23 protein-coding genes and 1 pseudogene are annotated in these 25,142 nt (G+C 70.2%); 12 read left to right on the top strand and 12 right to left on the bottom strand.

Going from position 1 to position 25,142, the window contains the following annotated elements:
- The first annotated feature begins 21 nt into the window (after window positions 1-21).
- Window positions 22-1,077, top strand: coding sequence for a phosphotransferase (locus tag ACWD04_RS16695; protein ID WP_451132491.1), 1,056 nt, complete (start codon window positions 22-24; stop codon window positions 1,075-1,077).
- A gap of 33 nt (window positions 1,078-1,110) precedes the next feature.
- On the opposite strand, the gene ACWD04_RS16700 is transcribed toward ACWD04_RS16695, so the two are convergent.
- Window positions 1,111-2,727 (bottom strand): protein kinase domain-containing protein, encoded by a 1,617-nt coding sequence (locus ACWD04_RS16700; protein WP_451132493.1) that lies wholly within the window; start codon window positions 2,725-2,727, stop codon window positions 1,111-1,113.
- 294 nt (window positions 2,728-3,021) lie between these two features.
- On the opposite strand from ACWD04_RS16700, the gene ACWD04_RS16705 reads away from it, so the two are divergent.
- The 4 genes and pseudogenes from ACWD04_RS16705 (at window position 3,022) to ACWD04_RS16720 (ending at window position 6,658) form a co-directional block, all read left to right on the top strand.
- On the top strand, window positions 3,022-4,650 hold the full coding sequence (locus ACWD04_RS16705) for a protein kinase domain-containing protein (RefSeq protein ID WP_451132495.1): 1,629 nt from the start codon (window positions 3,022-3,024) through the stop codon (window positions 4,648-4,650).
- Between the two features lie 472 nt (window positions 4,651-5,122).
- Window positions 5,123-5,329: a hypothetical protein gene (locus ACWD04_RS16710; RefSeq protein ID WP_451132497.1), complete on the top strand. Its 207-nt coding sequence runs from the start codon at window positions 5,123-5,125 to the stop codon at window positions 5,327-5,329.
- Window positions 5,330-5,377: 48 nt separating this feature from the next.
- Window positions 5,378-5,956: pseudogene (locus tag ACWD04_RS16715) on the top strand (PadR family transcriptional regulator).
- 141 nt (window positions 5,957-6,097) lie between these two features.
- On the top strand, window positions 6,098-6,658 hold the full coding sequence (locus ACWD04_RS16720; RefSeq protein ID WP_451132499.1) for a bacterial proteasome activator family protein: 561 nt from the start codon (window positions 6,098-6,100) through the stop codon (window positions 6,656-6,658).
- A gap of 228 nt (window positions 6,659-6,886) precedes the next feature.
- Here ACWD04_RS16720 and ACWD04_RS16725 read toward each other — a convergent pair whose 3' ends face one another.
- The 7 genes from ACWD04_RS16725 to pdhA form a co-directional block, all read right to left on the bottom strand.
- Window positions 6,887-7,873, bottom strand: a complete 987-nt coding sequence (locus tag ACWD04_RS16725) for an NAD(P)H-quinone oxidoreductase (RefSeq protein ID WP_451132501.1) — start codon at window positions 7,871-7,873, stop codon at window positions 6,887-6,889.
- Window positions 7,874-7,944: 71 nt separating this feature from the next.
- Complete coding sequence (locus tag ACWD04_RS16730; RefSeq protein ID WP_451132503.1) at window positions 7,945-9,087, bottom strand: potassium channel family protein; 1,143 nt, start codon at window positions 9,085-9,087, stop codon at window positions 7,945-7,947.
- A complete protein-coding gene (locus tag ACWD04_RS16735) occupies window positions 9,045-10,613 on the bottom strand; it encodes a molybdopterin-binding protein (RefSeq protein WP_451132505.1) in 1,569 nt (522 codons plus the stop codon). Before ACWD04_RS16735 ends, ACWD04_RS16730 begins: the two co-directional genes overlap by 43 nt.
- Window positions 10,610-11,485 (bottom strand): NTP transferase domain-containing protein, encoded by an 876-nt coding sequence (locus tag ACWD04_RS16740; RefSeq protein ID WP_451132507.1) that lies wholly within the window; start codon window positions 11,483-11,485, stop codon window positions 10,610-10,612. Before ACWD04_RS16740 ends, ACWD04_RS16735 begins: the two co-directional genes overlap by 4 nt.
- Before the next feature lie 93 nt (window positions 11,486-11,578).
- Window positions 11,579-12,964 carry a dihydrolipoamide acetyltransferase family protein gene (locus ACWD04_RS16745; protein WP_451132509.1) on the bottom strand — a complete coding sequence of 462 codons (1,386 nt, stop codon included), beginning with the start codon at window positions 12,962-12,964 and terminating at the stop codon, window positions 11,579-11,581.
- Window positions 12,964-13,995 carry an alpha-ketoacid dehydrogenase subunit beta gene (locus ACWD04_RS16750; protein ID WP_451132511.1) on the bottom strand — a complete coding sequence of 344 codons (1,032 nt, stop codon included), beginning with the start codon at window positions 13,993-13,995 and terminating at the stop codon, window positions 12,964-12,966. The genes ACWD04_RS16745 and ACWD04_RS16750 overlap by 1 nt, the downstream gene beginning before the upstream one ends.
- Window positions 13,992-15,155, bottom strand: coding sequence for a pyruvate dehydrogenase (acetyl-transferring) E1 component subunit alpha (gene pdhA / locus ACWD04_RS16755; protein ID WP_451132513.1), 1,164 nt, complete (start codon window positions 15,153-15,155; stop codon window positions 13,992-13,994). The genes ACWD04_RS16750 and pdhA overlap by 4 nt, the downstream gene beginning before the upstream one ends.
- A 210-nt stretch (window positions 15,156-15,365) precedes the next feature.
- Between pdhA and ACWD04_RS16760 the strand changes: the two genes are divergently transcribed.
- Window positions 15,366-15,887, top strand: coding sequence for an Lrp/AsnC family transcriptional regulator (locus ACWD04_RS16760; protein ID WP_451132515.1), 522 nt, complete (start codon window positions 15,366-15,368; stop codon window positions 15,885-15,887).
- Window positions 15,888-16,096: 209 nt separating this feature from the next.
- On the opposite strand, the gene ACWD04_RS16765 is transcribed toward ACWD04_RS16760, so the two are convergent.
- Window positions 16,097-16,687, bottom strand: a complete 591-nt coding sequence (locus ACWD04_RS16765; RefSeq protein WP_451132517.1) for a TetR/AcrR family transcriptional regulator — start codon at window positions 16,685-16,687, stop codon at window positions 16,097-16,099.
- A 123-nt stretch (window positions 16,688-16,810) separates the two neighbouring features.
- On the opposite strand from ACWD04_RS16765, the gene paaN reads away from it, so the two are divergent.
- Window positions 16,811-18,511 (top strand): phenylacetic acid degradation protein PaaN, encoded by a 1,701-nt coding sequence (paaN, locus tag ACWD04_RS16770; RefSeq protein WP_451132519.1) that lies wholly within the window; start codon window positions 16,811-16,813, stop codon window positions 18,509-18,511.
- Here the strand turns inward: paaN and ACWD04_RS16775 are convergent.
- The 3 genes from ACWD04_RS16775 to ACWD04_RS16785 are packed head-to-tail and all read right to left on the bottom strand — an operon-like array spanning window position 18,508 to window position 21,457.
- Window positions 18,508-19,263 carry a TrmH family RNA methyltransferase gene (locus tag ACWD04_RS16775; protein WP_451132521.1) on the bottom strand — a complete coding sequence of 252 codons (756 nt, stop codon included), beginning with the start codon at window positions 19,261-19,263 and terminating at the stop codon, window positions 18,508-18,510. The genes paaN and ACWD04_RS16775 overlap by 4 nt on opposite strands.
- The gene (locus ACWD04_RS16780; protein WP_451132523.1) at window positions 19,260-20,543 is read right to left on the bottom strand and encodes an HTTM domain-containing protein; all 1,284 of its coding nucleotides are present in this window, start codon (window positions 20,541-20,543) and stop codon (window positions 19,260-19,262) included. The genes ACWD04_RS16775 and ACWD04_RS16780 overlap by 4 nt, the downstream gene beginning before the upstream one ends.
- Complete coding sequence (locus ACWD04_RS16785) at window positions 20,540-21,457, bottom strand: DUF5819 family protein (RefSeq protein ID WP_451132525.1); 918 nt, start codon at window positions 21,455-21,457, stop codon at window positions 20,540-20,542. The genes ACWD04_RS16780 and ACWD04_RS16785 overlap by 4 nt, the downstream gene beginning before the upstream one ends.
- A gap of 91 nt (window positions 21,458-21,548) precedes the next feature.
- Between ACWD04_RS16785 and paaA the strand changes: the two genes are divergently transcribed.
- The 5 genes from paaA to ACWD04_RS16810 are packed head-to-tail and all read left to right on the top strand — an operon-like array spanning window position 21,549 to window position 25,118.
- The gene (gene paaA, locus ACWD04_RS16790) at window positions 21,549-22,577 is read left to right on the top strand and encodes a 1,2-phenylacetyl-CoA epoxidase subunit PaaA (RefSeq protein WP_451132527.1); all 1,029 of its coding nucleotides are present in this window, start codon (window positions 21,549-21,551) and stop codon (window positions 22,575-22,577) included.
- Window positions 22,574-22,864, top strand: coding sequence for a 1,2-phenylacetyl-CoA epoxidase subunit PaaB (gene paaB / locus ACWD04_RS16795; RefSeq protein WP_451132529.1), 291 nt, complete (start codon window positions 22,574-22,576; stop codon window positions 22,862-22,864). The genes paaA and paaB overlap by 4 nt, the downstream gene beginning before the upstream one ends.
- Entirely contained in the window at window positions 22,861-23,562 is a 702-nt protein-coding gene (gene paaC / locus ACWD04_RS16800) for a 1,2-phenylacetyl-CoA epoxidase subunit PaaC (protein WP_451132531.1), read from the top strand. Before paaB ends, paaC begins: the two co-directional genes overlap by 4 nt.
- Window positions 23,556-24,056 carry a 1,2-phenylacetyl-CoA epoxidase subunit PaaD gene (gene paaD / locus ACWD04_RS16805; RefSeq protein WP_451132533.1) on the top strand — a complete coding sequence of 167 codons (501 nt, stop codon included), beginning with the start codon at window positions 23,556-23,558 and terminating at the stop codon, window positions 24,054-24,056. The genes paaC and paaD overlap by 7 nt, the downstream gene beginning before the upstream one ends.
- Window positions 24,057-25,118, top strand: a complete 1,062-nt coding sequence (locus ACWD04_RS16810; protein ID WP_451132535.1) for a 2Fe-2S iron-sulfur cluster-binding protein — start codon at window positions 24,057-24,059, stop codon at window positions 25,116-25,118. It begins immediately after the preceding gene.
- The last annotated feature ends 24 nt before the right edge of the window (window positions 25,119-25,142 follow it).

The following is a 25,142-nucleotide window of genomic DNA, read 5'->3' on the forward strand; positions in this document are numbered from 1 at the left end:
GGCCACACAGGGTCACCTACCATGTGGCGAGTGCCGCGCTCATCTGTGACCCTCTTACCTGTCCCTCCGGTCGGCGAGGTCCTGCGCCGCTACCCCGATGCCGGTGAGCCTCTCGCCTGCGAACCTCTCAGCAAGGGCCTGCTCAACCACGGTTACCGCGTGTCCACCACCCGCGGCTCGTACTTCCTCAAGCACCATCTCGACAAGCATCACCTGGACGACTCCAGCGGCGATCACGCCACGATCGTCCGGCAGCACCGGGCGACGCAGCAGCTGCACTCCCTCGGTGTGCCGGTGGCCCCGCCGCTCGCCGCCACGCAGGGTGACACAGTCACCGTGATCGACGGACAGCACTACGCCCTGCACCGGTGGGTCGACGGTCTCCACCGGGACGGCGCCCAGCTGACGACCGCCCAGTCGCGCCGGCTCGGGGCGCTCCTCGGAGCCGTACACATGGGCCTGGAGCAGGTCATGGAGGCGGACCCACCGCCTCCGGTACGGGGGCAGAGCCCCAACCCCGCCGATACGTTCACGCTGATCGACGAGTTACTGACGGCCGCGCGGCACCTGGGCCCACGGGACGCGTTCGACGAGCTCGCCGTGCACCGTCTCGTCGAACGCCGCGCCCTGCTGGAACAGCACGCGCACCGCCGCCCGCCCACCCCCGAGGGCTCCGCCAGGGGCTGGGTGCACGGCGACTTCCACCCGCTGAATCTGCTCTACCGGGGAGCCGACCCCGTCGCGATCGTTGACTGGGACCGGCTCGGCGTCCAGCCTCGCGCGGAGGAGGCCGTACGGGCGGCGGCGATCTTCTTCGTACGGCCGGACGGTGAGCTGGAGCTGGAGAAGGTGCGGGCGTACGCCCGCGCCTACCGGCATTCGGCGGGCGCCGGGGCGGCCGAGCTGGCGGCCGCGGTGCACCGGGTGTGGTGGGAGCGCCTCAACGACTTCTGGATACTGCGCTGGCGCTACCGCCTGAACGACCGCAGGGCCGACCCACAGTTTCCTGCGGTGTCGGCCCTGGCGGTGTGGTGGACGCGCGAGTACGAGGCGGTCGGCGAGGCCTTCACGGGGTGAAGGCCTCGCCACACGGGCCGGTGGCGCCCGTGGTCACTCCCCGGTGGTGCCCGTCGTCGTTCCCGCGGCGGCACCTGTCGAGGTGCCGGCCGACGTGCCGACCGAGGCCCCCTCCGCCGCCGCTCCCTCGTCGTCGCCGGTGCCACCGTCCTCGGCGCCACCGTCATCGCCGGTGCCACCGTCATCGCCGGTGCTGCCGTCCGTCGTCTCACTGCCACCCTCGCTCGTGCCCGGATCCGGCGAGCTGGGTGTGTCCGAGGGCTCCTCCGTCGGCTCGGCCGGCTTCTCCGGCTGGGTCCACGTCGGGTTCTCGGTGGGCCACCTCTGACCGCCCGTGGAACTCTCGGGCACCTCGGCGGTCTCCTCGTCCGTCGCCTCGTCCGTCGGCTCCTCCGTGGACGGGGTCGGCGAGGGAGTGACCGCCTTGGAGGGCGAGACCGGCGCCTTCTTGTTGCCGTCGTCGCCGCCGCTCGCGGCCTGGAGGGCGAACGCGACGCCCGCGCCGATCGCGATCAGCGCGAGCAGGACGAAGAGCCACATCTTGCTGCGGCCGCCACCGTTGTGATGGCCACCTGCGTACGCCCCGTCATCGGGATTCATGGGCGGCAGGATCGGGCCCTGCGAGGTGTCCCCGTGCATGGGGCGCCCCATGGCGGTCGTGGCGCCGCCGACGTTCATCGCGGCCGTGTGACCGCCGTCGTGCGCGTTGACCGGGCCGGTGTTCCACGTACCCGTGTGCCCGCCCTGGACCTGCAGCATCTGCAGGCTGTACTGGACGAGCCCGCGCATCTCCTCGGCGCTCTGGAACCGGTCGTCCGGGTCCTTCGCGAGGGAGCGCATGACGAGCCCGTCCAGCTCCGGCGGGACGTACCCGGCGACGTGGGAGGGCGGGACGGGCATGTCCTGGACGTGCTGGTAGACGACGGAGAGCGGAGTCTCACCCGTGAACGGAGGCCGCAGGGCCAGCAGTTCGTAGAGCAGGCAGCCGGTGGCGTACAGGTCGGAGCGGTGGTCGACCGCCTTGCCGAGCGCCTGCTCGGGGGAGAGGTACTGAGGTGTGCCCATGACCATGCCGGTCTGCGTCATCGTCGACTGGGCGCCGTGCAGCGCGCGGGCGATGCCGAAGTCCATCACCTTGACCGCACCGGAGTGCGTGATGATCACGTTCGCCGGCTTGATGTCGCGGTGCACGATGCCGTGCTGGTGGGAGTACGCCAGGGCCTCCAGCACTCCGGAGACGATGATCAGTGCCTGCTCGGGCGGTGGGGCCTCGGCTTCGAGCAGCAGGTCACGGATGGTGTTGCCCTCGACGAGCTCCATGACGATGTAGGGCACGGTCGCCCCGCCCACGACGTCCTCGCCGGAGTCGTACACGGCGACGATCGCGTGGTGGTTGAGCCCCGCGACGGACTGTGCCTCACGCGTGAAGCGGGCCTTGGAGACCGGGTCCTCGGCCAGGTCGGAACGGAGCAGTTTCACCGCCACCGTGCGTCCCAGACGGACGTCCTCCGCGGCGTAGACCTCGGCCATGCCGCCGCGGCCGAGCCGGTGGGTCATGCGGTAACGGCCGTCTCCGACCACACCGCCGACACCCCAGGAGTCGGTGCCATCCGAAACTCCGCCGCCGTTTGCTTCGGATTCGGGTGCCATCAGTCCTCGCCGTCGTATCTGTCCGCGCGTCCGCGGTTCTCACGGTGCCTTGCTGCATTTGCCACGTCACGCTACAGCCTCTGGCCGACCCGCCGGATTTCAGAGTGACGGGCCATCCAATCGGCTCGCGTGCCGTACGCGCAAATTCCATGAGCTTCCTGTAACGCTTCCGAGACGCTTCTCGTGCGTAGGGTCACGGAACGGGCACCTGGCTTGACGTGTCGTACCCCTCGGGCAGACTTGGCCCGTAACAGGGATGATCGCGTCCGTCGGGCGCCGAGGGGGATGCAAGTCATGAGCCACGACGGCGCCCAGGGGCGCTACGCGGGCGGTTCCGTGGCCGGTGGCCGCTACCAGCTGCGCGACCTGCTCGGCGAAGGCGGCATGGCCTCCGTCTACCTCGCGTACGACTCCGCCCTCGACCGGCAGGTCGCCATCAAGACGCTGCACACGGAGCTGGGGCGCGAGCAGTCCTTCCGCGAGCGGTTCCGTCGCGAGGCGCAGGCCGTCGCCAAGCTGCAGCACACCAACATCGTCTCGGTGTTCGACACGGGCGAGGACGAGCTCGGCGGCGCGCTGATGCCGTACATCGTCATGGAGTACGTCGAGGGGCAGCCGCTCGGCTCCGTGCTCCAGTCGGACATCCAGCAGTACGGCGCGATGCCGGCCGACAAGGCCCTCAAGGTGACGTCCGATGTGCTCGCCGCCCTGGAGACCAGTCACGAGATGGGCCTGGTCCACCGCGACATCAAGCCCGGCAACGTGATGATGACCAAGCGCGGCGTCGTCAAGGTGATGGACTTCGGGATCGCCCGGGCCATGCAGTCGGGCGTCACCTCGATGACCCAGACCGGCATGGTCGTCGGCACCCCGCAGTACCTCTCCCCCGAGCAGGCGCTCGGCCGTGGCGTCGACGCGCGGTCCGACCTGTATTCGGTCGGCATCATGCTCTTCCAGCTGTTCACGGGCCGTATCCCGTTCGACGCGGACTCCCCGCTCGCCATCGCGTACGCGCATGTGCAGGAGGAGCCGGTCGCCCCGTCGAGCATCAACCGGTCGATCACCCCTGCGATGGACGCCCTGGTCGCCCGCGCGCTGAAGAAGAACCCGAACGAGCGCTTCCCGAGCGCCGCGGCGATGCAGGACGAGATCGCGCGGGTGCTGAGCGCTAACGGCCCGGCGGGCGCCCCGGTGATCGTCGGCGGCGGCACCCCGGCGCCCAGCGGATCGGGCGTCGGCGCGGCGGTCTTCCCGCCCGTCGACCAGGGCGCTCCCACGCCGCAGAGCGTGCAGACGCCGTACCAGACCCACCCTCACCAGCAGCACCAGCCGGGCCCCTACGGCGTGCCGGTCCCCGCGCCCACACCGGGCTACGGCTACCCGCAGGCGGCCCAGCCGTACGGGACTCCGGCGCACCCGGGGCAGCAGACCCCGCCTCCGTACATGATGTCCCCGCAGCCCACGGGGGGTGCGGGCGGCGGCTCCTCCAAGCGCAACATGCCGGTGGTCGTGGGGTCGATCGTGGTCGCCCTGGTTGCGATCAGCGGCCTGATCGCCTTCCTGAACATGAACCAGGGCTCGGGCACCGGCAAGAGCGACGACCCGAGTTCCAGCGAGTCCGCCGTCGCCGGCGAGCACAAGCCCCCGGAGCGGAACCGGACGATGGACGAGGAGGACTGCAGCGACGCCACGGAGGACACGGACGACCCGGCCAAGGTCCAGGCTCCGAATTTCGTCTACAAGGACATCATCTCCGCGAAGTCCTGTGCGGCCGCCGCAGGCTGGACGGTCAAGGTCATCGAGGTGGAGGGCAACACGTACGCCGAGGACCAGGTCATCGATCAGTTCCCGACCTCGGGCACGGCGGTGGCCGAGCAGGGTGCCCACTTCGAACTGCGGATCGCGACGGGTGACCCGGCCTGATCGGCTGCCCCGGCTCCGCCGTCTTCCACCGAGGGCTGGTCCCGCGCGGGATGATTGAAGTGCGGCTTCCGGATTCACTCGGGATGCCGGATATATCAGGGCGTGTGACGCTGATCTCATGCCACCTGGACTCCGGGCTTCACGGTCGTCACAGCGTGTCGCCTGCCTGGTGATGGCGGCCGGGGTGGCGCTCGGGCCGGCCTCTCGTGCGTACGGGGGCGACGGAGCCACCGCGTCAGCGAGTCCGGGGTACCTCGCGCCGTCGATGCCCTCGGGCAGGGGTGACGCCCCTCCCCCTGTCGCTAGCTCTTCGGCAAAGGAAGGCCCCCTCGCCGGACGGCAGGCCGGGGAGGGCCGAGCGCGGCCGGGACGGTCGCTCACCCCCCAGGAGGTCGCGGACTCCGGGGCCGCGGACTCCGGGGCCTCCGCGGACTCCGGGGCCTCCGCTGACTCCGGGGCCTCCGCTGACGAGATGCCGCCGGACCCGGACCCCGCCCGGGAGCCCGCGTTCACGCCACCGCCGGAGGCGTTTCCCGAGCCCGGTAAGACCGCACGACAGCGGCAGGCGCAGGACGAGCCCGCCTCGCGCCATGTGCGGGACGCGTCGCTGGGCAGCGGGATCGCCCTGGTGGGACTGGGGCTGGCGTTTCTGGCGATCCGCCTGCGACGCGCCGACTGACCTTGCCGTCCCGCCCGGTAGCTCCCCCCTGGCCCTGACCAAGAGCACGTGCACCCATCGACATCCTGGTTGTGCGTACTCAGTACGTCGACGCGTCACGGGCTTCTCGCCCTCCTGGAGCGGGGGCCACGGTACGGCTCCCGGATCCGCACCGAATGCGAGTCCCGCACGGGCTCCACCCGGCCGCTGAACGTCGGCCGGGTCTGCACGACGCTCAGCATCAGCCCGCCGCGCAACGAGCAGGCGATCAAGCTCGCCATGGCGGTCGGGGCGCCAGGGGTCCACATCCGGGCAGTCATCCGGTCCCAGTGGAGCCACACGCTGAAGGCGTGCAGGACTACACCCGGCTGATGCCCCAAGCACTCGCCGACGTGCCCACCGACCGCGACGAGGTCGCCTGGCTGCTCGTGGCCGAGCAGTTGATCTTTCAGGCCGAGGCGAAGACACGCCGACCGGACCACTGCGAGTCGCGCCACGTCCGCTTCGCCGCAGTGGCCGCCACGGAGCACGTGTGATCACCGGGCTGCCGGCCCTGCTCGTGCCGGTGCCGACAGGGCCGCCGGCCGCCGCCTTCGCCGGGTCACGGTTGTCCCTGGCACGACGCGCGGAGTGACCGGCTGCCGCTGAGCGGAGGTTCCGGGATGCCGACACCCCGGCCCCGTGGACACCGGTGCCCGCCAGTGCCCGCCAGTCCCCCTGGTAGAGGGTGATCACCCCTTTTCGGGGGCACCACCATGGGGTGAGGCGCGTGTGCGCGACAATGGCGTCATGGAGATGCCGAGGAATGAACGGTCGCAGGAGCACCCCCAAGTCCTCGTAGTGGGGCAGGACGGAATGGCTATCGGCGGCGGTGGCAGTGGTGGTGGCGGTGACGACGAGTCGCGCGAGGTCCCGGTGACGGAAATGGTTGAGCAGCCCGCGAAGGTCATGCGCATCGGCAGCATGATCAAGCAGCTTCTGGAAGAGGTCAGGGCGGCTCCTCTCGACGAGGCGAGCCGGGTCAGGCTCAAGGAGATCCACGCCAGCTCGGTGAAGGAGCTCGAGGACGGTCTGGCGCCGGAGCTCGTGGAGGAGCTGGAACGGCTCTCCCTGCCGTTCACCGAGGAATCCGTCCCCTCCGAAGCCGAGCTGCGGATCGCGCAAGCCCAGCTGGTGGGATGGCTGGAGGGCCTTTTCCACGGCATTCAGACGGCACTGTTCGCCCAGCAGATGGCCGCCCGTGCGCAACTGGAACAGATGCGCCGCGCCCTTCCTCCGGGCGTGGGCCATGAGGACGAGGAAGGCGGCGCCGATCCGCACGGACCGGCGCGCTCCGGTCCGTACCTGTAGCCCCTCAGTCCCCTCCAGCTCCCGATCCCACCGACCGCGGTACGTACGCACCGGGGCCCGGCACACCCCGGTGAGGCAGCATCACCTCGGTGCGCCGGGCCCTCTGGTTTGCCCGTGAGGTGCAGACGTGACCTGCGGAACGGGGCTTCTCATGTCAGCCGCTCGTGTCAGCCCCGCTTGTACAAGGTCGCTCGTGTCGGCTGCCGCTCGTGTCGGCTGCCGCTCGTGTCAAGCCTTCGGCGCCGCCAGGAGGATCTTGCCGATGTGGCTGCTGGACTCCATGAGCCGGTGGGCCTCCGCCGCGTCCGCCATCGGCATCGTGCGGTCCACGACCGGACGGACGACACCGTCGGTGAGCAGCGGCCACACATGCTCACGCACCGCCGCGATGATCGCGGCCTTCTCCGCGAGCGGCCGCGCGCGGAGCGACGTCGCCGTGACAGCGGCCCGCTTGCTCAGCAGGGCGCTCAAGTTCAGCTCGCCCTTGGCTCCGCCCTGGAGGCCGATGATGGCGAGACGGCCGTTCACGGCCAGCGCCCGCACGTTCCGGTCCAGATACTTCGCCCCCACGATGTCGAGGATCACGTCCGCGCCCGCGCCGTCCGTCGCCGTACGCAGCTCCTCGACGAAGTCCTGCTCACGGTAGTCGATGAGGATGTCGGCGCCGAGCTCCTGACAGCGCGCCAGCTTTTCGGGGCCTCCCGCAGTCACCGCGACGCGCGCGCCGACGGCCTTGGCGAGCTGGATCGCCATCGTGCCGATCCCGCTGGACCCGCCGTGGACCAGGAGGGTCTCGCCGGGGCGCAGGTGGGCCACCATGAAGACGTTGGACCAGACCGTCGCCGCTACCTCGGGCAGTGCCGCGGCCTCGGCAACGTCCACTCCGTCCGGTACAGGCAGCAGCTGACCGGCCGGCACGGCGACCTTCTCCGCGTATCCGCCGCCCGCAAGCAGTCCGCACACCTCGTCGCCCACGGACCACCCGGTCACCCCGGGACCGAGTGCCGCGATGCGGCCCGCGCATTCCAGGCCGGGGTAGGGAGAGGCGCCGGGCGGCGGGTTGTAGAAGCCCTGCCGCTGCAGGACATCGGCCCGGTTGACCGCGCTGGACACGACCTGGACGAGAACCTCGCCCTCGCCTGGTACGGGATCGGGGACCTCGGCCCATACGAGCGCTTCAGGGCCGCCGGGTTCGGGGATCGTGATCGCATACATGGCCGCGAGGCTACTCCGTGCAGGGCCCCGGACGGGGGCGGACCGGCCTGCGCCGCGTCCGGACCCTGTTTCTACGGCCGCTGATTGGGCTGCTGCGGATGGCCCATCGGCGATGTGTGGATCGGTGAGGCACGCACGATCGTGATCACCCGGTCCGTCAGCTGCAGGGGGCTGGCCGCCGGATCGTCGTAACCGAGCAGCCGGTGGCCGCGCAGGACGCTGACCACCAGGTCGTCGGTCTCCCGGACGTTCTTGCCCACCTCCGCCTTTATCACCGGCCGTTCGACGAGATCGAGCCCGCTGCCCTGCTGGATGAGATCCTCCATCACCGTGCCCGCACTGGGGCTGAGGACGGACAGCCCCAGCAGACGGCCCGCCGCGCTCGCGCTGGTGATCACAGCGTCGGCGCCGGACTGCCGCAGCAGTGGCGCGTTCTCCTCCTCGCGCACGGCTGCCACGATCTTCGCGCCTTTGTTGAGCTGACGCGCGGTCAAGGCGACCAGCACAGCGGTGTCGTCGCGCTGGGTGGCGATGATGATCTGACGGGCCTTCTGGACCTCGGCGCGCAACAGCACGTCGCTACGCGTCGCATCGCCCAGGACGCCCACGAAGCCCTCGGCGTTGGCCGCTTCGATCACCTTGCCGGCAGGGTCGACGATGACGATCTGATCTTTCTTCAGGCCGGTGGCGCAGAGTGTCTGGATGGCCGAGCGGCCCTTCGTACCGAAGCCGACGACCACGGTGTGTTCACGCAAGTTGGTTCTCCAACGGTTCAGCCGGAAGTCCTCCCGAGTCCGCTCGGTCAGGACCTCGAGGGTGGTGCCGACCAGGATGATCAGGAAAAGCACGCGCAACGGCGTCACCAGTACGACGTTGACGAGGCGGGCCGGGTCGCTGTACGGGACGATGTCGCCGTAGCCGGTCGTCGACAGCGTCACCGTCGCGTAGTAGACGGCGTCGAGGAGGTCGACCTTGCCGTCGGCGTTGTCGTGGTACCCGTCCCGGTCGGCCCAGACGATGAAGACCGTTATGGCCAGCACCGTGAGGGCCATCGCCAGCCGCTTGGCCACCTGACGCAACGGCCTGTCGACCACCCGCCGGGGCAGGAGCACCCGCGTCGGGACGACATGCTCGTCCGCCCGCCTGGCCATCGCATCGTGGCCGGGAAGTTTCACGTGAAACACCCTTCCGTCCACGGCGCTGCCGAGGCCCACGGTAGATCGAGGATCTCCACCTCGGTGCCGGACCGTACCCCGCCGGGCGGCACCACTGCCAGCCCGTCCGCGGCGGCGATCCCCCGGAGCATCGCGGGGCCGTTGTAATGGAGGGGTACGACGCTGTCCTGGCGATGGGCCACAGGGATCAGCCGGGTGTCATGCGGGTGTCCGTGCACCTCTTCGCAGATAGGCACGCGGTAACGGTCCTGGGTTGATTGGCCGGCAGCTCCCCGGAGCAGAGGCTCGGCCAGCGTGAGCAGTCCGGACACCGCGGCGAGGGGGTTTCCGGGCAGGCCCACCAGCCAAGGGCCTCCCTCGGCGAGTCGCGCCAGAAGCATCGGATGGCCGGGACGCACAGCCACTCCGTCCACCAGAAGCTCGGCTCCGATGTCGGCCAGAACCGGGTGGACGTGGTCCAGCGGGCCGGTGGCTGTCCCGCCCGTGGTGAGGATCAGGTCGGCGTCGCTGGAGACGAGGGCCTGACGGAGCGTCTCGGCGTCGTCACCGAGCCGCCGGGGCTCTGCGACATCGGCCCCCAGCGTACGGAGCCAGGGGCCCAGCATGGGGCCGAGCGCGTCCCGAATCAGCCCTTCGTGCGGAAGCCCCGCCGTGAGGAGCTCGTCACCCAGGACGAAGATGTCCACGCGGGGCCGGGGTACGGCGACGAGAGCGTCGTACCCCGCGGCTGCCGCCAGTCCGAGAACGGGCGGGGTCACCACGGTTCCCACGGGCAGGAGTTCATCGCCGGACCGGCATTCCTGGCCACGGGGGCGGATGTCCTGGCCCGGGACGACATCACGGGTGGCGTGCAACAGCCCCTTGGCTTCGTCGTGGTGCACGTGCTCGCTGCGGATGACGGCGGTGGCGTCTGCCGGGAGACGTGCGCCTGTGGCGATCCGCAGGGCCCGCCCATCGGGCAGCGGCTCCATGGACCCGCGTCCGGCGAGGAGTCCTTCGCCCTCCTGCACGGTCCAGGGCCCCGGCCCCGCGACGACCCAGCCGTCCATGGCCGAGGTGTCGAACGACGGCAGATCGGTGAGCGCGACAACGGCCTCGGCCAGGACATGTCCGAATGCCCGGTCGAGGGGCAGCCGGAGGGCGGCCGGGGAAGCTGTACGGCCGAGGCTCTCCGCCAGGTCACGCGCCCCGACCCAGACGGTGGAGCCGGCTCGGTGAGCGGGCGGAGAGGACGGGGAGCCGTTGCCCTGCGAGGTTCCGTGACGGCTGGAAGGGCCCGAGGCCGGAGTGCCTGGGGCCGCCGGAGTTTCTGGGGCCGGGTTGCCTGAGGAGGGGGCCGGGCTGGTGCGTATGCCCGGCTCTGCCGGCGTCGACGAGGAAGCCGGAGCGGACGCACCGGGCCGGCCCGGCAGGTGGTGCGCGGCCTGCGGCTGACGCCCGACGAGAGCCAGAGCCTGCTCGACAGCCCGCTCCTCCTCGGCCGCCCGTTCTTCCGCGGCTGCCCTTCTTCGCTCGGCCGCCCGTTCTTCCGCGGCTGTCCGCGCCCTGCCTCCGTGCGCGGTCATGTCGTACCGGGCCCGCTGCCGGCCTCCGTTTCCTCCTCCCACCTGAGCGCGAGGGCGGTGGCCTTGCGGGAAGCCTCGGTCACCGCTTCAGCTGCGGCCTCCGGGCTTTTCCCGCTGCTCGCCATCGCCGCCGCGTACCCCACCAGGAAGGTGGTCAGCGGCGCGGCGGGCCGGGCCACGCCGTGCGCGGCATCACGGGCGAGGTCGAGCAGGACGCCGGTGTCGACGTCGAGTTCGATGCCCAGCTCGTTCTTGACTGCGGTGATCCATTCGTCCAGCACGGTCCCATGCTCCCTGATCCGCGCTCTGGCGGCAGCAATGTCTTCCCAGGTGTCGCAGTCGAACGAAGCCAGTGGACCCGCCTGGATCCGGGCCAGGTCCAGTTCGGCCGTCAGCAACCGCAGCGGGAGACCGGCGAGGCTGCCGTGTTCCATGGCGATGAGGCCGAGTTCACGGCGCAGCGGCTCGGCCCGGTAGACCGCTACCAGCGGCTGATCCCGGCCGTCCTGGTCGGTACACAGGGCACCTTCGCGGCCCCCCGGCTCCGCAGCGGCCAGCAACGAGCGAACGGTCGTCTCCCCCAGAAACGGCAGATCCGCAGAGAGCACCAGAACGCTCTCCGCGTCCGTATGCCGTACACCGGCGCCAAGCGCGGCCAACGGCCCGCCGCCCTCGGGTACTTCACGTGTCCAGGTGACCGGACGCACGGTGGGCCTGCGCCCGCCCACCACCACGGTGGACCCGGCATCGGCACATACGGCGAGCACCCGGTCGAGCAGCGCACGGCCGCCCACGCGGAGCCCCGGCTTGTCAGCTCCCCCGAGGCGCTTCGCGGCCCCTCCGGCAAGAACGATGGCGTCATACGCGGTCATGCCCCGAGTATGCGGGCCGCCCGCCCCTGACGGTCCCCCGGAGACGGAACTCACAGGAAGCCCGGCCCGGGGCCGTCCACATCCCGGGCTCCGCTACAGCGTGCGCAGCAGCACCACCGGCTGTTCCACACAGTCGGCCACGTACCGCAGGAAGCCGCCCGCCGTGCCGCCGTCGCAGACCCGATGGTCGAAGGTGAGCGAGAGCTGGACGACCTGGCGGATCGCCAGCTCCCCCTCGTGCACCCAGGGTTTCGGCACGATCCGGCCGACGCCGAGCATCGCCGCCTCCGGGTGATTGATGATCGGCGTCGAACCGTCGACGCCGAACACCCCGTAGTTGTTCAGCGTGAATGTCCCTCCGGTGAGCTGCGCCGGGGTCAGCTTCCCGTCCCGGGCAGCCTCGGTCAGCCGAGCGATCTCCGCCCCTGTCGACTCCACGTTCCGGGTATGTGCGTCCCGGACGACCGGAACGACCAGCCCTCGCTCCGTCTGGGCGGCGAAGCCCAGATGGACCCCGGACATTCGTACGACCTCCCGGGCCTCGGCGTCCACTGTCGCGTTGAGCTCGGGGAACCGGGCCAGAGCGGCCGTACAGATACGGGCCAGCAGCGCGAGCACCGACACCTTCGGCGCGGCACCACCGGCGGCGTTCATGGCGGCCCGCGCCGCCATCAGTTCGGTGGCATCGGCGTCGACCCAGCAGGTGGCGTCGGGAATCTCCCGCCGGCTGCGCGACAGCTTCTCGGCAACCGCGCCCCGGACCCCGCGCAGCGGGATCCGCACGGCCGATGTGTCCGGCTCCGGCACGGCCGCCGTGGCTGCACGGACAGGGCGCTTTTCGCCCGTGGCCTTGATCGCGGACTCCACATCGGTGCGCAGGATCAGCCCGTCGCGTCCTGTGCCGGTGACCTGCCGGAGATCGAGACCGTGCTGCCGCGCCAGCTTCCGGACCAGTGGGGAAATGACGGCCACGGGCCCCTGCTGCTCCATGGCGTCGAGAGCTGGGGCCTTGGTGGGAGGCGTGGCAGTGGCTGCCGGGCCCGAGGGCATGGCCGCAGCCGTGGTTGCGGCCGTGGTTGCGGCCGTGGCGGGCAACGGAGCGGGCCTGACCCGGCCTCTTCGCGCAGCCGGTGCGCCCGTGCCGTAGCCGACCAGCACATTGCCGGAGGTCCCGCTCTCGGCACCGCTGCTGGACGGCTCGCCGGAATTGCGGTGCTCCGTCACCGGCTCCACCGACCCGACCGCCACCGTCAGCAGGGGCGCCCCGACGGGAAGCTCCGCGCCCTCCTCGCCGAACCGCGCGGTGACCACACCCTTGTACGGGCAGGGCACCTCCACCGTGGCCTTGGCCGTCTCGACCTCGACGACCGGCTGGTCGACAGCGACGACGTCGCCGACCTCCACCAGCCAGCGCACGATCTCGGCCTCGGTCAGCCCCTCTCCCAGGTCCGGCAGCTTGAATTCGAGCACCTGCGCCATCAGCTCTCGGCCTCCCACTGAAGACGGGCGACCGCGTCGAGCACCCGGTCCACACCCGGCAGATGGTGCCGCTCCTGCATCGGCGGCGGATAGGGAATGTCGAACCCGGCGACACGCAGGACCGGCGCCTCCAGATGATGGAAGCATCGTTCGGTCACCCGTGCCGCGATCTCACCGCCCGGACCGCCGAAACCGGAGGACTCGTGGACGACCACCGCACGCCCCGTGCGGCGGACCGATGCGGCGACGGTCTCGTCGTCGAAAGGAACCAGCGAGCGCAGGTCGACCACCTCGAGATCCCATCCCTCGGCCGTGGCCGCCTCGGCTGCCTCCAAGCACACGGGGAGAGACGGTCCGTAGGTGATCAGGGTCGCGCTGCGACCGGAACGCCGGACCACGGCCCGCCCGATCGGCTCGACCTTCGCGGGCGCATCCGGCGACCAGTCGGCCTTGGACCAGTAGAGCCTTTTCGGCTCCAGGAAGACCACCGGGTCGTCGGAGGCGATCGACTCCCTGAGCAGCCCGTACGCGTCGTCGACCGTGGCCGGCACGACGACATGGAGACCGGGCGTCGCCATGTAGTACGCCTCCGAGGAGTCGCTGTGGTGCTCGACTCCGCCGATGCCGCCGCCGTACGGAACCCGCACTGTGATCGGCAGCGGCATGGCGCCCCCTGTGCGGTTCCGCATCTTGGCGACATGGCTGACCAGTTGCTCGAACGCCGGATACGCGAAGGCATCGAACTGCATCTCCACCACGGGTCGCAGCCCGTACATCGCCATGCCCACGGCCGCGCCGAGGATTCCTGCTTCGGCCAGCGGTGTGTCCGTGCAGCGGTCGTCGCCGAACTCCTTCGCCAGGCCGTCGGTGACGCGGAAGACGCCGCCGAGTGTGCCGACATCCTCCCCGAGCACGTGCACCGCCGGGTCCTCCGCCATCGAGTCTCGCAGCGCCCGCCCGAGGGCCTGCGCCATCGTGGCCGGCTTGGCCCTGCCGGTCCGGTCGCCGGCCGTCGCGGCAGCAGTGCTCATCGCCCACCCTCCGCGCCGCGATCGTCGTGCGTGCCGTGCTCGGCGTCCAGCTCGGCCCACAGCCGTGCGGCCTGCTCCTTCAGCTGTCCGGTCTGCTCCCCGTAGACATGGGTGAACAGATCCATCGGGTCGAGCACCGGGTCGGCGTTCATCTGCTCCCGCAGCTGCTCCGCCATCCGTTCCGCCGCCTCCCGCACCGTCCCGATGCCGTCCTCGTCCAGCAGCCCGCGCCCGATCAGCTCCCGCTCGAGAAGCATGATCGGATCGTGCGCGCGCCACGCCTCCACCTCGCTGTCGCCGCGGTAACGGGTGGCGTCGTCGGCGTTCGTATGGGCGTCCATGCGGTAGGTGACCGCCTCGACCAGCGTCGGCCCCTCGCCCCGCCTGGCCCGTGCCACCGCCTCGCCCAGCACCTGGTGCATCGCGGCCGCGTCGTTGCCGTCGACCAGGCGCCCGGGCATCCCGTAACCCACGGCCTTGTGGGCGAGGGACGGTGCTGCCGTTTGCTTGGCCAGGGGCACGGAGATCGCGAAGCCGTTGTTCTGCACAAGGAACACGACCGGGGCCCGCCAGACGGCCGCGAAATTCAGCGCCTCGTGGAAATCGCCCTCACTCGTACCGCCGTCGCCGACCATCGCGAGAGCGACCACGTCGTCGCCCTTGAGGCGGGCCGCGTGTGCCAGGCCCACGGCATGCGGCAACTGGGTGGCCAGCGGGGTGCACAGCGGGGCGATACGGCGCTCACGCGGGTCGTACCCGGTATGCCGGTCGCCCCGCAGCAGTGTCAGTGCCTCAACCGGGTCCAGGCCACGCGCCACCGCAGCGAGAGTGTCGCGATAGCTGGGAAAGAGCCAGTCCCGGTCCTCCAGCACGAGCGCCGCCGCGATCTCGCAGGCCTCCTGGCCCGTGCTCGACGGGTACACCGCGAGCCTGCCCTGCTTGGTCAGCGCGGTGGCCTGCGCGTTGTACCGGCGCCCGCGCACCAACTCGGCGTAAAGCCTCAGCAGCAGTTCGGGGTCGGCGCCTGCCGCCGCGCCCGTACCGAGCACGCGGTACGGCTCGGCGTCCGGGAGCAGCGGCGCGGGATCGGTGAGCGGCTTCCAGGCCGGGGGCGGCGTGGGCCGGTAGGCGGCTGCGCCGGGCAGCTCCTGAACCGTCATGACAAGCACCTCCTGGCATCGAGATACATCGAGGGGTGTCGAAATCCGCAGCAATGTCGGGGCCTGAACGAGGCACGGTGTGGTGTACCTCACCTACCGATTGTTCGGTCGTGGGCGCAATTTGGCTACAGCCGACTTCAGCCTGTGGACAAACGGTTCTCCACAGCCTGGGATAGAGGCAGGTCGTCCACAACAGGGAGGCGCGGGCAGATGGCAGCTGAACGAATGGCCGCCGGGGGCGGGGACCCGGACCGCACTCCGCCCGCACGACCGCTGGACTCCACCGACCGCGCCATCCTGCGCATCCTCCGGACGGACGGCCGCGCCTCGATACGGGCCGTCGCGGAGCGCGTCCACGTCTCGCGCGCCAATGCGTACGCCCGGATCAACCGGCTCGTCGAGGACGGCGTGATCCGCGGATTCAGCGCACGCGTGAATCACGAACGGGCAGGGCAGGCCGCCTCCGCGTACATCACGCTCAAAATCGTGCAGAATTCCTGGCGCACCGTGCGCGAACAGCTCCAGGCGCTTCCGGGCGCCACCCACATCGCGCTGGTCAGCGGCGACTTCGACGTCCTGCTCCTGGTGCACACCCCGGACAACCAGGCGCTGCGCGAGCTGGTCCTGACCAGAATCCAGGCCATACCCGAGGTGCTCTCCACCCGCACCCTGCTGGTGTTCGAGGAGACCGACCTGGGCCCGCGCCCGGACCGCCCGGCCGAGCTCACCTAGGGTCTTTCTTCTGGCTCAGCCCTGATCGAGGACCAGGGCCTGTGCCGGGCATCACCAGGCGGAAGAAGGGGTCGACGCGGAGCGGTTGGGGCCTCCCTGCTCGAGCGGAGCCGAGACCTCGGGGAAGACTGACGACAACGCCGCGAGGTGCGGTGCCAGGGCACGCGAGCCCAGCATGATCCGAACGACAGGCCTTAGCCCGTTCGGGATCAGCCGGCCCGCATCCCCTCGAAGGCGAGCTGGACGACCGTGTCGGCGAGCTGCTCCGCCTCCGCGGAGCCGCCCGGCTGCGGGCGGTACCACTCGACCAGCGAGTTCACCATGCCGAAGAGCAGCCGGGTCGCCAGGCGTATGTCCACGTCCGCACGCAGATCTCCCTCCGCCACCGCGGCCTTGAGCAGCTCGGACACCCGCTGGTCGAATTCACGCCGGCGCTCCAGCGCCCATCGCTCCGTCTTCGTGTTCCCGCGTACCCGCAGAAGCAGCGTCACGTACGGCAACTCCGCCAGGAGCACCTCGACCGTGCGGCGCGTGACGTACTCGACCCGGGCGATCGCCCGCCCCTGTATCGCCCCCGTCTCGTCGAGGATGCCGAAGAGTCCGTCGAGCGCCCGGCTCACCGCACGCCTCAGCAGCTCCTCCTTGCCCGCCACATGGTGGTAGATGGACGACTTGGAGATGCCCGCCGCCTTGGAGAGGTGCTCCATGGACGTGCCGTCGTAGCCGCGCTCGTTGAAGACACGGACGGCAACGGTCAGGAGTGTCTCCGGGGTGTACGTGTCCCGCTTGGCCGTGGTCATGACCGCGATCCTCCCCCATGAGTCGTCCACAGGTTCTTCGGGGCCCCTTGTCCCGACCGATCGTTCGGTTACTCTAACTCCGTCAGCACGTCCCTGCCCGGCTCGACGAGGAGTTGGTCCGTCATGGCCGCCGAGCTTTCCCCCGAGAAGCTTTCCGAGATCCACCGCCCGACGCTCGACCAGGCCCTCGACGCGATCCGCACGCGCGCCTACTGGTCTCCGCACCCCGAGCACCCGAAGGCCTACGGCGAGGGAGGTCTCCCCGGCAGCCTCGGCGCGGCCGAGGGCAAGGCCGCGTTCGACGCCGTGCTCAACACCCGGATGGATCTGGGCCAGCCCGGCACCGACGGCTGGACCGGCACAGAGGTCTCGCCGTACGGGCCCGAGCTGGGCGTGGAGTACCCGCACGTCGACCCGGACGTCCTGCTGCCCGCCATGAGCGCCGCCATGGGCGCCTGGCGTGCGGCGGGGCCCGAGACGAGGGCCCTGGTCTGTCTGGAGATCCTCGCCCGGATCAGCGCCCGTACGCACGAGCTGGCCCACGCCGTGATGCACACCAGCGGGCAGGCGTTCGTGATGGCCTTCCAGGCAGGCGGCCCGCACGCCCAGGACCGCGGCCTGGAGGCCGTGGCGTACGCGTACGAGGAACAGACACGCACGCCGCGCAGCGCCGACTGGTCGAAGCCCCAGGGAAAGCGCGACCCGCTGCAGCTGCACAAGTCGTACACGGCGGCCGGGCGCGGTATCTCACTCCTGATCGGCTGCAACACGTTCCCCACGTGGAACGGCTATCCGGGCCTTTTCGCCTCGCTGGCCACCGGCAACCCCGTCCTGGTCAAGCCGCACCCGCGGGCGGTCCTGCCACTGGCGCTCACCGTTCAGCTGGCGCGTGAGGCTTTGGCCGAGGCGGGCTTCGACCCGAATCTCGTCGCGCTGGCGGCCGAGCGGCCCGGTGAGGGCATCGCCAAGGCCTTGGCGCTTCGGCCCGAAATCAAGATCATCGACTACACGGGGTCAACCGCCTTCGGCGACTGGCTGGAAACCAACGCCCGGCAGGCCCAGGTATACACGGAGAAGGCGGGCGTCAACACGATCGTCATCGACTCCACCGACAACTACCGCGGCATGCTTTCCAACCTCGCCTTCTCGCTCTCTCTGTACAGCGGCCAGATGTGCACCACCCCGCAGAATCTGCTCATTCCGCGAGACGGTATCGCGACCGACGCCGGCGCCAAGTCCTACGAGGACGTGGTGGGGGACATCGCCGATGCGGTGAACGGGCTCCTCGGCGACGACGCCCGCGCCAACGGACTGCTCGGCGCCCTGGTGAACCCGGACGTGAAGGCCCGGCTGGAAGGGGCCGCGGCCCTGGGGGACGTCGCGCTCGCCTCGCGCCCGGTCGCCAACCCCGAATTCCCCGACGCCGTGGTTCGTACGCCGGTTCTTGTGAAACTGGACGGAACCAAGCCCGAGGACGGCGCTGCCTACCTCTCGGAGTGCTTCGGCCCGGTCTCCTTCGCGGTCGCCGTCGGTTCGACCGCTGACGCGCTGGACCTCCTGCGCCGCACGGTCCGCGAGAAGGGCGCGATGACCGTCGGCGCGTACACCACGTCCGACGAGGTGGAGCGCGCGATGGAGAGCGTCTGCTTCGACGAATCGGCTCAGCTCTCGCTGAATCTCACCGGCGGCGTGTACGTCAACCAGACGGCGGCGTTTTCCGACTTCCACGGTTCGGGAGGCAACCCGGCGGCCAACTCTGCGCTCTGCGACGGGGCGTTCGTGTCCAACCGCTTCCGGGTGGTGGAAGTCCGCCGCCAGGCCTAGGAGGCCGCCGGTGACCGGTGGAGTGGGTCACGTCCACCGGTCACAGGCCCCCGCGGGTCCCCGATGTCCGCGTACCTCTGCACCCAGGCATGCATGGCGATGGCGGCCGCCGCACCGGCGTTGATCGACCGCGTGGAGCCGAATTGCGCGATCGAGCACACCATCGAGGCGTGCTTGCGCGCCTCCTCCGTCAGCCCGGGCCCCTCCTGCCCGAACAGCAGCACGCACCGGCGCGGCAGCACCGTCCGCTCCAGCGGCACGGCCCCGGGAAGGTTGTCGATCCCGACGATCGGCAGTCCTTCTGCCTCGGCCCACGCGGTCAGGTCCGCCGTGTCCGGATGGTGCCGCACGTGCTGGTAGCGGTCGGTGACCATCGCCCCCCGCCGGTTCCAGCGCCTCCGCCCCACGATATGGATCTCCTTTGCGAGGAAGGCATTGGCGGTGCGCACCACCGATCCGATGTTGAAGTCATGGCCCCAGTTCTCCACCGCCACATGGAAGTCGTGCCGCCGCAGATCGAGATCGGCGACGATCGCCTCCCGCGTCCAGTACCGGTAGCCGTCGCCCACGTTGCGCCGGTCACCGTGCGCCAGGAGTTCAGGGTCGTAGCGCTCCCCCTCGGGCCAGGGCAGCGGATGCGGCCCCACGCCGATAACGCCGCCGTACCCGTCGTCGTACTGGATCGGTTCCGCGGTCGGGTCGGGCGCGGCTGCCGCCTGGGGCTCTTCTGGACTGCTGGTCTCGCTGGTCACCCGACGAGCGTATGGCCACTGCCACTGCCGGTGCGCGTGGCCTCCTCGTCGTCCGGCATTGCCCGCCGCTGTCCGGGGAGCCGGAGCCCGCCCACCGTCAGGGCGAACAGACGTTGCCGGCAGAACGACACCCTGTGTCCCAGCCACACCAGGAAGACCGTCGGCAGGAAGACGGCGTCGGCGGCGATCATCGCCATGGAGAAGAAAGGCAGCCCCAGCAGGACGGAGATGCCGGCGTGCTCACCGATCATGAGGACCAGCAGGACGTTCTTGACCCGCCGGTTGAACAGCGTGAAGGGGAAGGCGACCTGCACGATGACCGTGGCGTACGTCAGCAGCATGATCGCCAGGGCACTGGAGGCGAGCAGGCCGGAAAGCCCTGGCCACGGGGTGAAGTAGTCCAGCTTGAGCGGGTAGTAGATCGCGGTGCCGTCCTGCCAGCGGGAGCCCTGGATCTTGTACCAGCCGGAGGTCGCGTAGATCAGACACACCTCGGCCATGATCACGAAAAGCGCGGCATTGTGGGCGAGGTTGGCCAGGACGTCGAAGAGGGCGCGCATCTCATGGCCCGGCGCGTACCGGTTCAGGGCCCACCAGCCGCCGTTTCCCAGCCACAGCACCCACAGGAGGGACGGCAGCCACCAGGTGCCGCCGAGTCCTCCCATGAGGGTGGCAGTCAGAAGGACACAGCCGAGCACCGCCCACAGGACCGGCCCCACGACGTCACCGGCCGGCCTGCCTCCCTCCGCGCGCCGCGCGGCGTCCCGCGCCGCACGGCGCGCGTCCAGGGACCAGACCCGCGCACACCGCGTCAGCACCAGATAAAGCGCAATCAGGTGGATGACGTTGTCGCCACCGTCGCCCATGAAGATGCTGCGGTTCTGCAGGGAGAGCACGCCGGCCATGAAGACGACGGACGTGACCCGGGTCCGCCAGCCGGTCATCAGCAGCGCGGCTGATACCAGCGTGAGCATGTACACGGTCTCGAACCACAGCGTGCTGTCCGACCACATCAGGACCGTGAAGGCGTCGTTGTTGGTGATGAGACGGCGCGCCATGTCCCAGCTCCACGGGCCGTCGGGGCCGTACAGCTCCTGACGGTGGGGCAGCTCGCGCAGTAGGAACAGCAGACAGGTGGCGGACACACCGATCCGGACGACCGCGCTCTGATAGGCACCGAGAGGGGAAGCCGAGATGCGCTGGACGGCGTGAGCGAGCGCATGGCCGAGGGCACCGGCGTGCTCACGGACCGGGGCGAGGGCGGGGGCGGGGGTTCTCATTTCTCGGCCTTCCCGGCCTGCGAAGCCTGATCCGCCGTGGCAGCCCCGGGAAGGTCGGACGGGACGACGGTCCACCACGGGAGCTCCCTGTACTCCGGCCGGGTGCTGATCTTCTCGTCGCTCCACGTCGGGGCCACGACAGAGCGTACGGCGGACCGCACCTGGATGCGCTCGACCGTGCCGCCGTAGCCGTGCTCGGCGAGGCGCAGCATGACGATGCGGCGGATGTAGCGCTCGGACAGCTCACCGCGCAGGCCGTTGGGGCGGCTCTCGCTGTCGTGGGACCCGGTGTAGAAGTCCCACGCACGGCGTAGCTCGTTCTGGTCGACATGGCTGGGGAGGAGATTGCCGCGTATCGCCTCACCGTCATCACGCGAGAGGTTGATCCAGCGGGTGACCCTGCTGCCGTCGGCGCCGTTGTCGGCCACCTCCGCCCGCACGTGCACGGAGATGTTGCGCTGGAGCGGATTGGGTGCGAACAGCTTCCAGTTCTGCTCGAACTCGGGGAAGACCCAGTCGTCAACCACCTCGCCGTGCTGCTTCGTCAGCGTGTTGGAGGGCGCGACGTGCAGAAAGATCATGGCTATGTGCACGCAGGCGAACAGGCCTATGCCGGACAACACGAGCGCCGCGGGGATCTGGTACGGCAGCGAGAGCGCGGCCATGCCGCCGCTCGACCGGCGCCCGGCGGGCCCCGGGACAGGCCCGGCGGCAGTGTCCGACGGCGCTCCCGCGACCGGATCCGGGGGCCGGGCCGCCCCGGCCGGTGTACCCGCAAGCGTGGCCTCCGCGTCCCGATCCGCGTTCTGGTCCGCGTTCGGGCGGTTCGTCACGCCGGGCCGGGTGAGTTTCTTCTCGTCTCCGGTGCGCCCACCGTGGTCCGCAACCATCCCGCCCCGATCACCGTCGATCATCACTCAGTTATCCACAGGGTTGACACCCTACGGGCCTCCGACCCACCATTGAAGCCAAGGAACCGAACGATCGGTCGGTAGGGAGCCCGGGATGGCGGCAGTGACTGCGGACCAGATGACGCAGGGGACAGCAGGCACGGTGGAGGAAACGGACGCGGAGCATCTGGCGGCATTCGGCGCCACAGTGGCGGCGGACGACCGGATCGAGCCGCGGGACTGGATGCCCGAGGCGTACCGGGCCTCACTGATCCGCCAGATGGCCCAGCACGCCCATTCCGAGATCATCGGCATGCAGCCCGAAGCCAACTGGATCTCACGGGCACCCTCGCTGCGCCGTAAGGCCATCCTGATGGCGAAGGTGCAGGACGAGGCCGGGCACGGCCTCTACCTCTACAGCGCGGCGGAGACACTGGGGACCAGCCGTGAGGAACTGCTCGACAAACTGCACGCCGGTCGGCAGCGCTACTCCTCGATCTTCAACTACCCCACGCTGACCTGGGCTGACGTCGGTGCGATCGGCTGGCTGGTGGACGGTGCCGCGATCACCAACCAGGTACCGCTCTGCCGCTGCTCCTACGGCCCGTACGCACGTGCGATGGTGCGGATCTGCAAGGAGGAGTCCTTCCACCAGCGCCAGGGGTACGAACTGCTGCTCGCTCTCAGCCGTGGCACCGCCGCCCAGCACGAAATGGCGCAGGACGCGGTGAACCGCTGGTGGTGGCCCTCCCTGATGATGTTCGGTCCGCCCGACGACTCCTCGGCGCACTCGGCACAGTCGATGGCCTGGAAGATCAAACGGCACTCCAACGACGAGCTGCGCCGACGCTTCGTCGACATCTGTGTCCCGCAGGCACAGGCTCTGGGCATCACCCTTCCCGACCCCGACATCCGATGGAACGAGGAGCTCGGGCAGCACGACTACGGAGCGATCGACTGGACGGAGTTCCAAGAGGTCCTCAAGGGCAACGGCCCCTGCAACGAGCAACGGCTCACTCAGCGGCGCACGGCCCACGAAGAGGGCGCCTGGGTCCGCGACGCGGCATCGGCATACGCGGACAAGCACGCGGTACGGCCCGGTACGACCGGAGCGGCCGCCCGGACCGTGGAGGCGACCGCATGAGCAGCCTCACTGACTGGCCCCTGTGGGAGGTGTTCGTGCGCTCCCGGCGCGGACTGTCCCACACCCACGCGGGCAGCCTGCACGCACCGGACGCCGAGATGGCCCTGCGCAACGCCCGCGATCTGTACACACGCCGCTCGGAAGGCGTCTCCCTCTGGGTGGTTCCCTCGACGGAGATCACCGCCTCCTCGCCGGACGAGAAGGACTCGTTCTTCGAACCGGCCGGGGACAAGCCCTACCGCCACCCCACGTTCTACGAGATCCCGGAAGGCGTGAAGCACCTGTGACCGCGGCCCTCGCACTCGGCGACGACGCGCTGGTGCTCTCGCACCGGCTGGGGGAGTGGGCGGGCCACGCCCCCGTGCTGGAGGAAGAGGTGGCTCTGGCCAACATCGCCCTGGATCTTCTGGGCCAGGCCAGGATGCTGCTCTCTTTCGTAGGGGACGAGGACCAACTGGCCTACCTGCGTGAGGAGCGGGCCTTCCGCAACGTCCAGCTGGTGGAGCAGCCGAACGGCGACTTCGCCCACACCATCGCCCGCCAGCTCTACTTCTCCGTCTACCAGCACCTGCTGTACGAGGAGCTGGCATCGGGTGACGGTGAGTTCGCGGATCTCGCGGCCAAGGCCGTCAAGGAAGTCGCCTACCACCGGGACCACGCGGAGCAATGGGTCCTGCGACTCGGTGACGGCACCGTGGAGAGCCATGAGCGGATGCAGCGCGCGCTGGACGCCCTGTGGCGGTTCACCGGCGAATTGTTTGAATCCGTCGAGGGTGTCGACGTCGACTCGCACGCCCTGCGCGACCGCTGGCTGGCCGCCGTCACGTGCCTGGTCGAGCGGGCCACCCTGACTCTGCCGTCGGGGCCCCGGTCCGGGGCATGGACGGCCGGAGCGGGCCGACAGGGCCTGCACACGGAGCCGTTCGGGCGGATGCTCGCCGAGATGCAGCACCTGCACCGCAGCCACCCGGGGGCGTCATGGTGACCACCGAGACCCCGCTGGAAGCCGAGCTTCGCCGGCTGGCGGGGTCCGTGCCCGACCCCGAGCTGCCGGTCCTCACTCTGGACGAGCTCGGTGTGCTCCGCGGTGTGCGGGTGGACGGCCCGGACAGGGTCACCGTGCGGCTCACCCCGACGTACACCGGGTGCCCGGCCATCGAGACCATGTCCGCCGACATCGAGCGGGTACTGCACGACCACGGCGTCGCGAAGGTGTCCGTGGTCACGGTCCTCGCGCCGGCTTGGTCGACGGACGACATCAGCGACGAAGGGCGTCGCAAGCTCGCTGAGTTCGGCATAGCGCCGCCCCGCCCACGGAGCGGTCCGGGCGGACCGGTGCCTCTGACGCTCTCGGTGCGCTGTCCGCAATGCGGCTCCACGGACACGGAGCTGCTGAGCCAGTTCTCCTCCACGGCGTGCAAGGCGCTGCGCCGCTGTGTGACCTGCCGCGAACCGTTCGACCACTTCAAGGAGTTGTAGATGTTCCATCCGCTCCGGGTCAGCGCGATCGAACGGATCACGGACGGCGCGGTGGCCGTCACCTTCGCCGTGCCGTACGAACTGCGCGAGACCTTCCGCCACACTCCCGGCCAGCACCTGAATGTGCGCTACCGCGTCGGCGGCGAGGAGATCCGAAGGTCGTACTCGATCTGCGCACCTGCAACGGAACGACCGGGCGCTCCGTTGCTGCGGGTGGGCATCCGCATGGTCGACGGGGGCGCGTTCTCGACATACGCCCTCAAGGAGCTGGCCGTCGGGGACCAGGTGGAGGCGATGGCTCCGATGGGCCGTTTCGTCCTCGACCCGCGTCCGGGCCACTTCGCCGCGATCGTCGGCGGCAGTGGCATCACACCGGTGCTGTCGATGGCGTCGACACTGCTCGCACGGGAGCCCCTGGCGCGTTTCTGTCTGCTCCGCAGCGACCGGACGGCTGCGTCGACGATGTTCCTCGACGAAGTGGCGGACCTCAAGGACCGGTATCCGGACCGCTTCCAGCTGGTGACCGCACTGTCCCGTGAGGAACAGGCTGCCGGGCTCCCCTCGGGCCGGCTGGACCGCGATCGGCTTTCCGAGCTGTTGCCCGCGCTGTTGCCGGTGCCCGACGTGGACGGCTGGTTCCTGTGCGGGCCGCTCGGCCTGGTCCGGGGGGCGGAAGGGGCCCTGCGTGCACTCGGCGCCGACCGCTCACGCATCCACCAGGAGATCTTCCACATTGCCGACGAGGGGACGGCTTTGCCGACGGTCACGCGAGCGGCCGCACCGTCGAAGAGCAGGCTCACTGCGACACTCGACGGGCGGTCGGGCAGCTGGCCGGTCCAGGACGGCGAATCGCTGCTGGACACGATGCTGCGAAGCCGCTCGGACGCTCCGTATGCCTGCAAGGGAGGAGTGTGCGGGACCTGCCGGGCCTTCTTGGTCTCGGGCGAAGTGCGGATGGACCGCAATTTCGCGCTGGAACCGGAGGAGACCGGGGCCGGCTTCGTACTGGCCTGCCAGTCGCACCCCGTCACTCCGGAAGTCGAACTCGACTTCGACCGCTGACGGCCCGCACGGCCACTTCATGCC

The organism is Streptomyces sp. NPDC002911, from assembly GCF_053591835.1.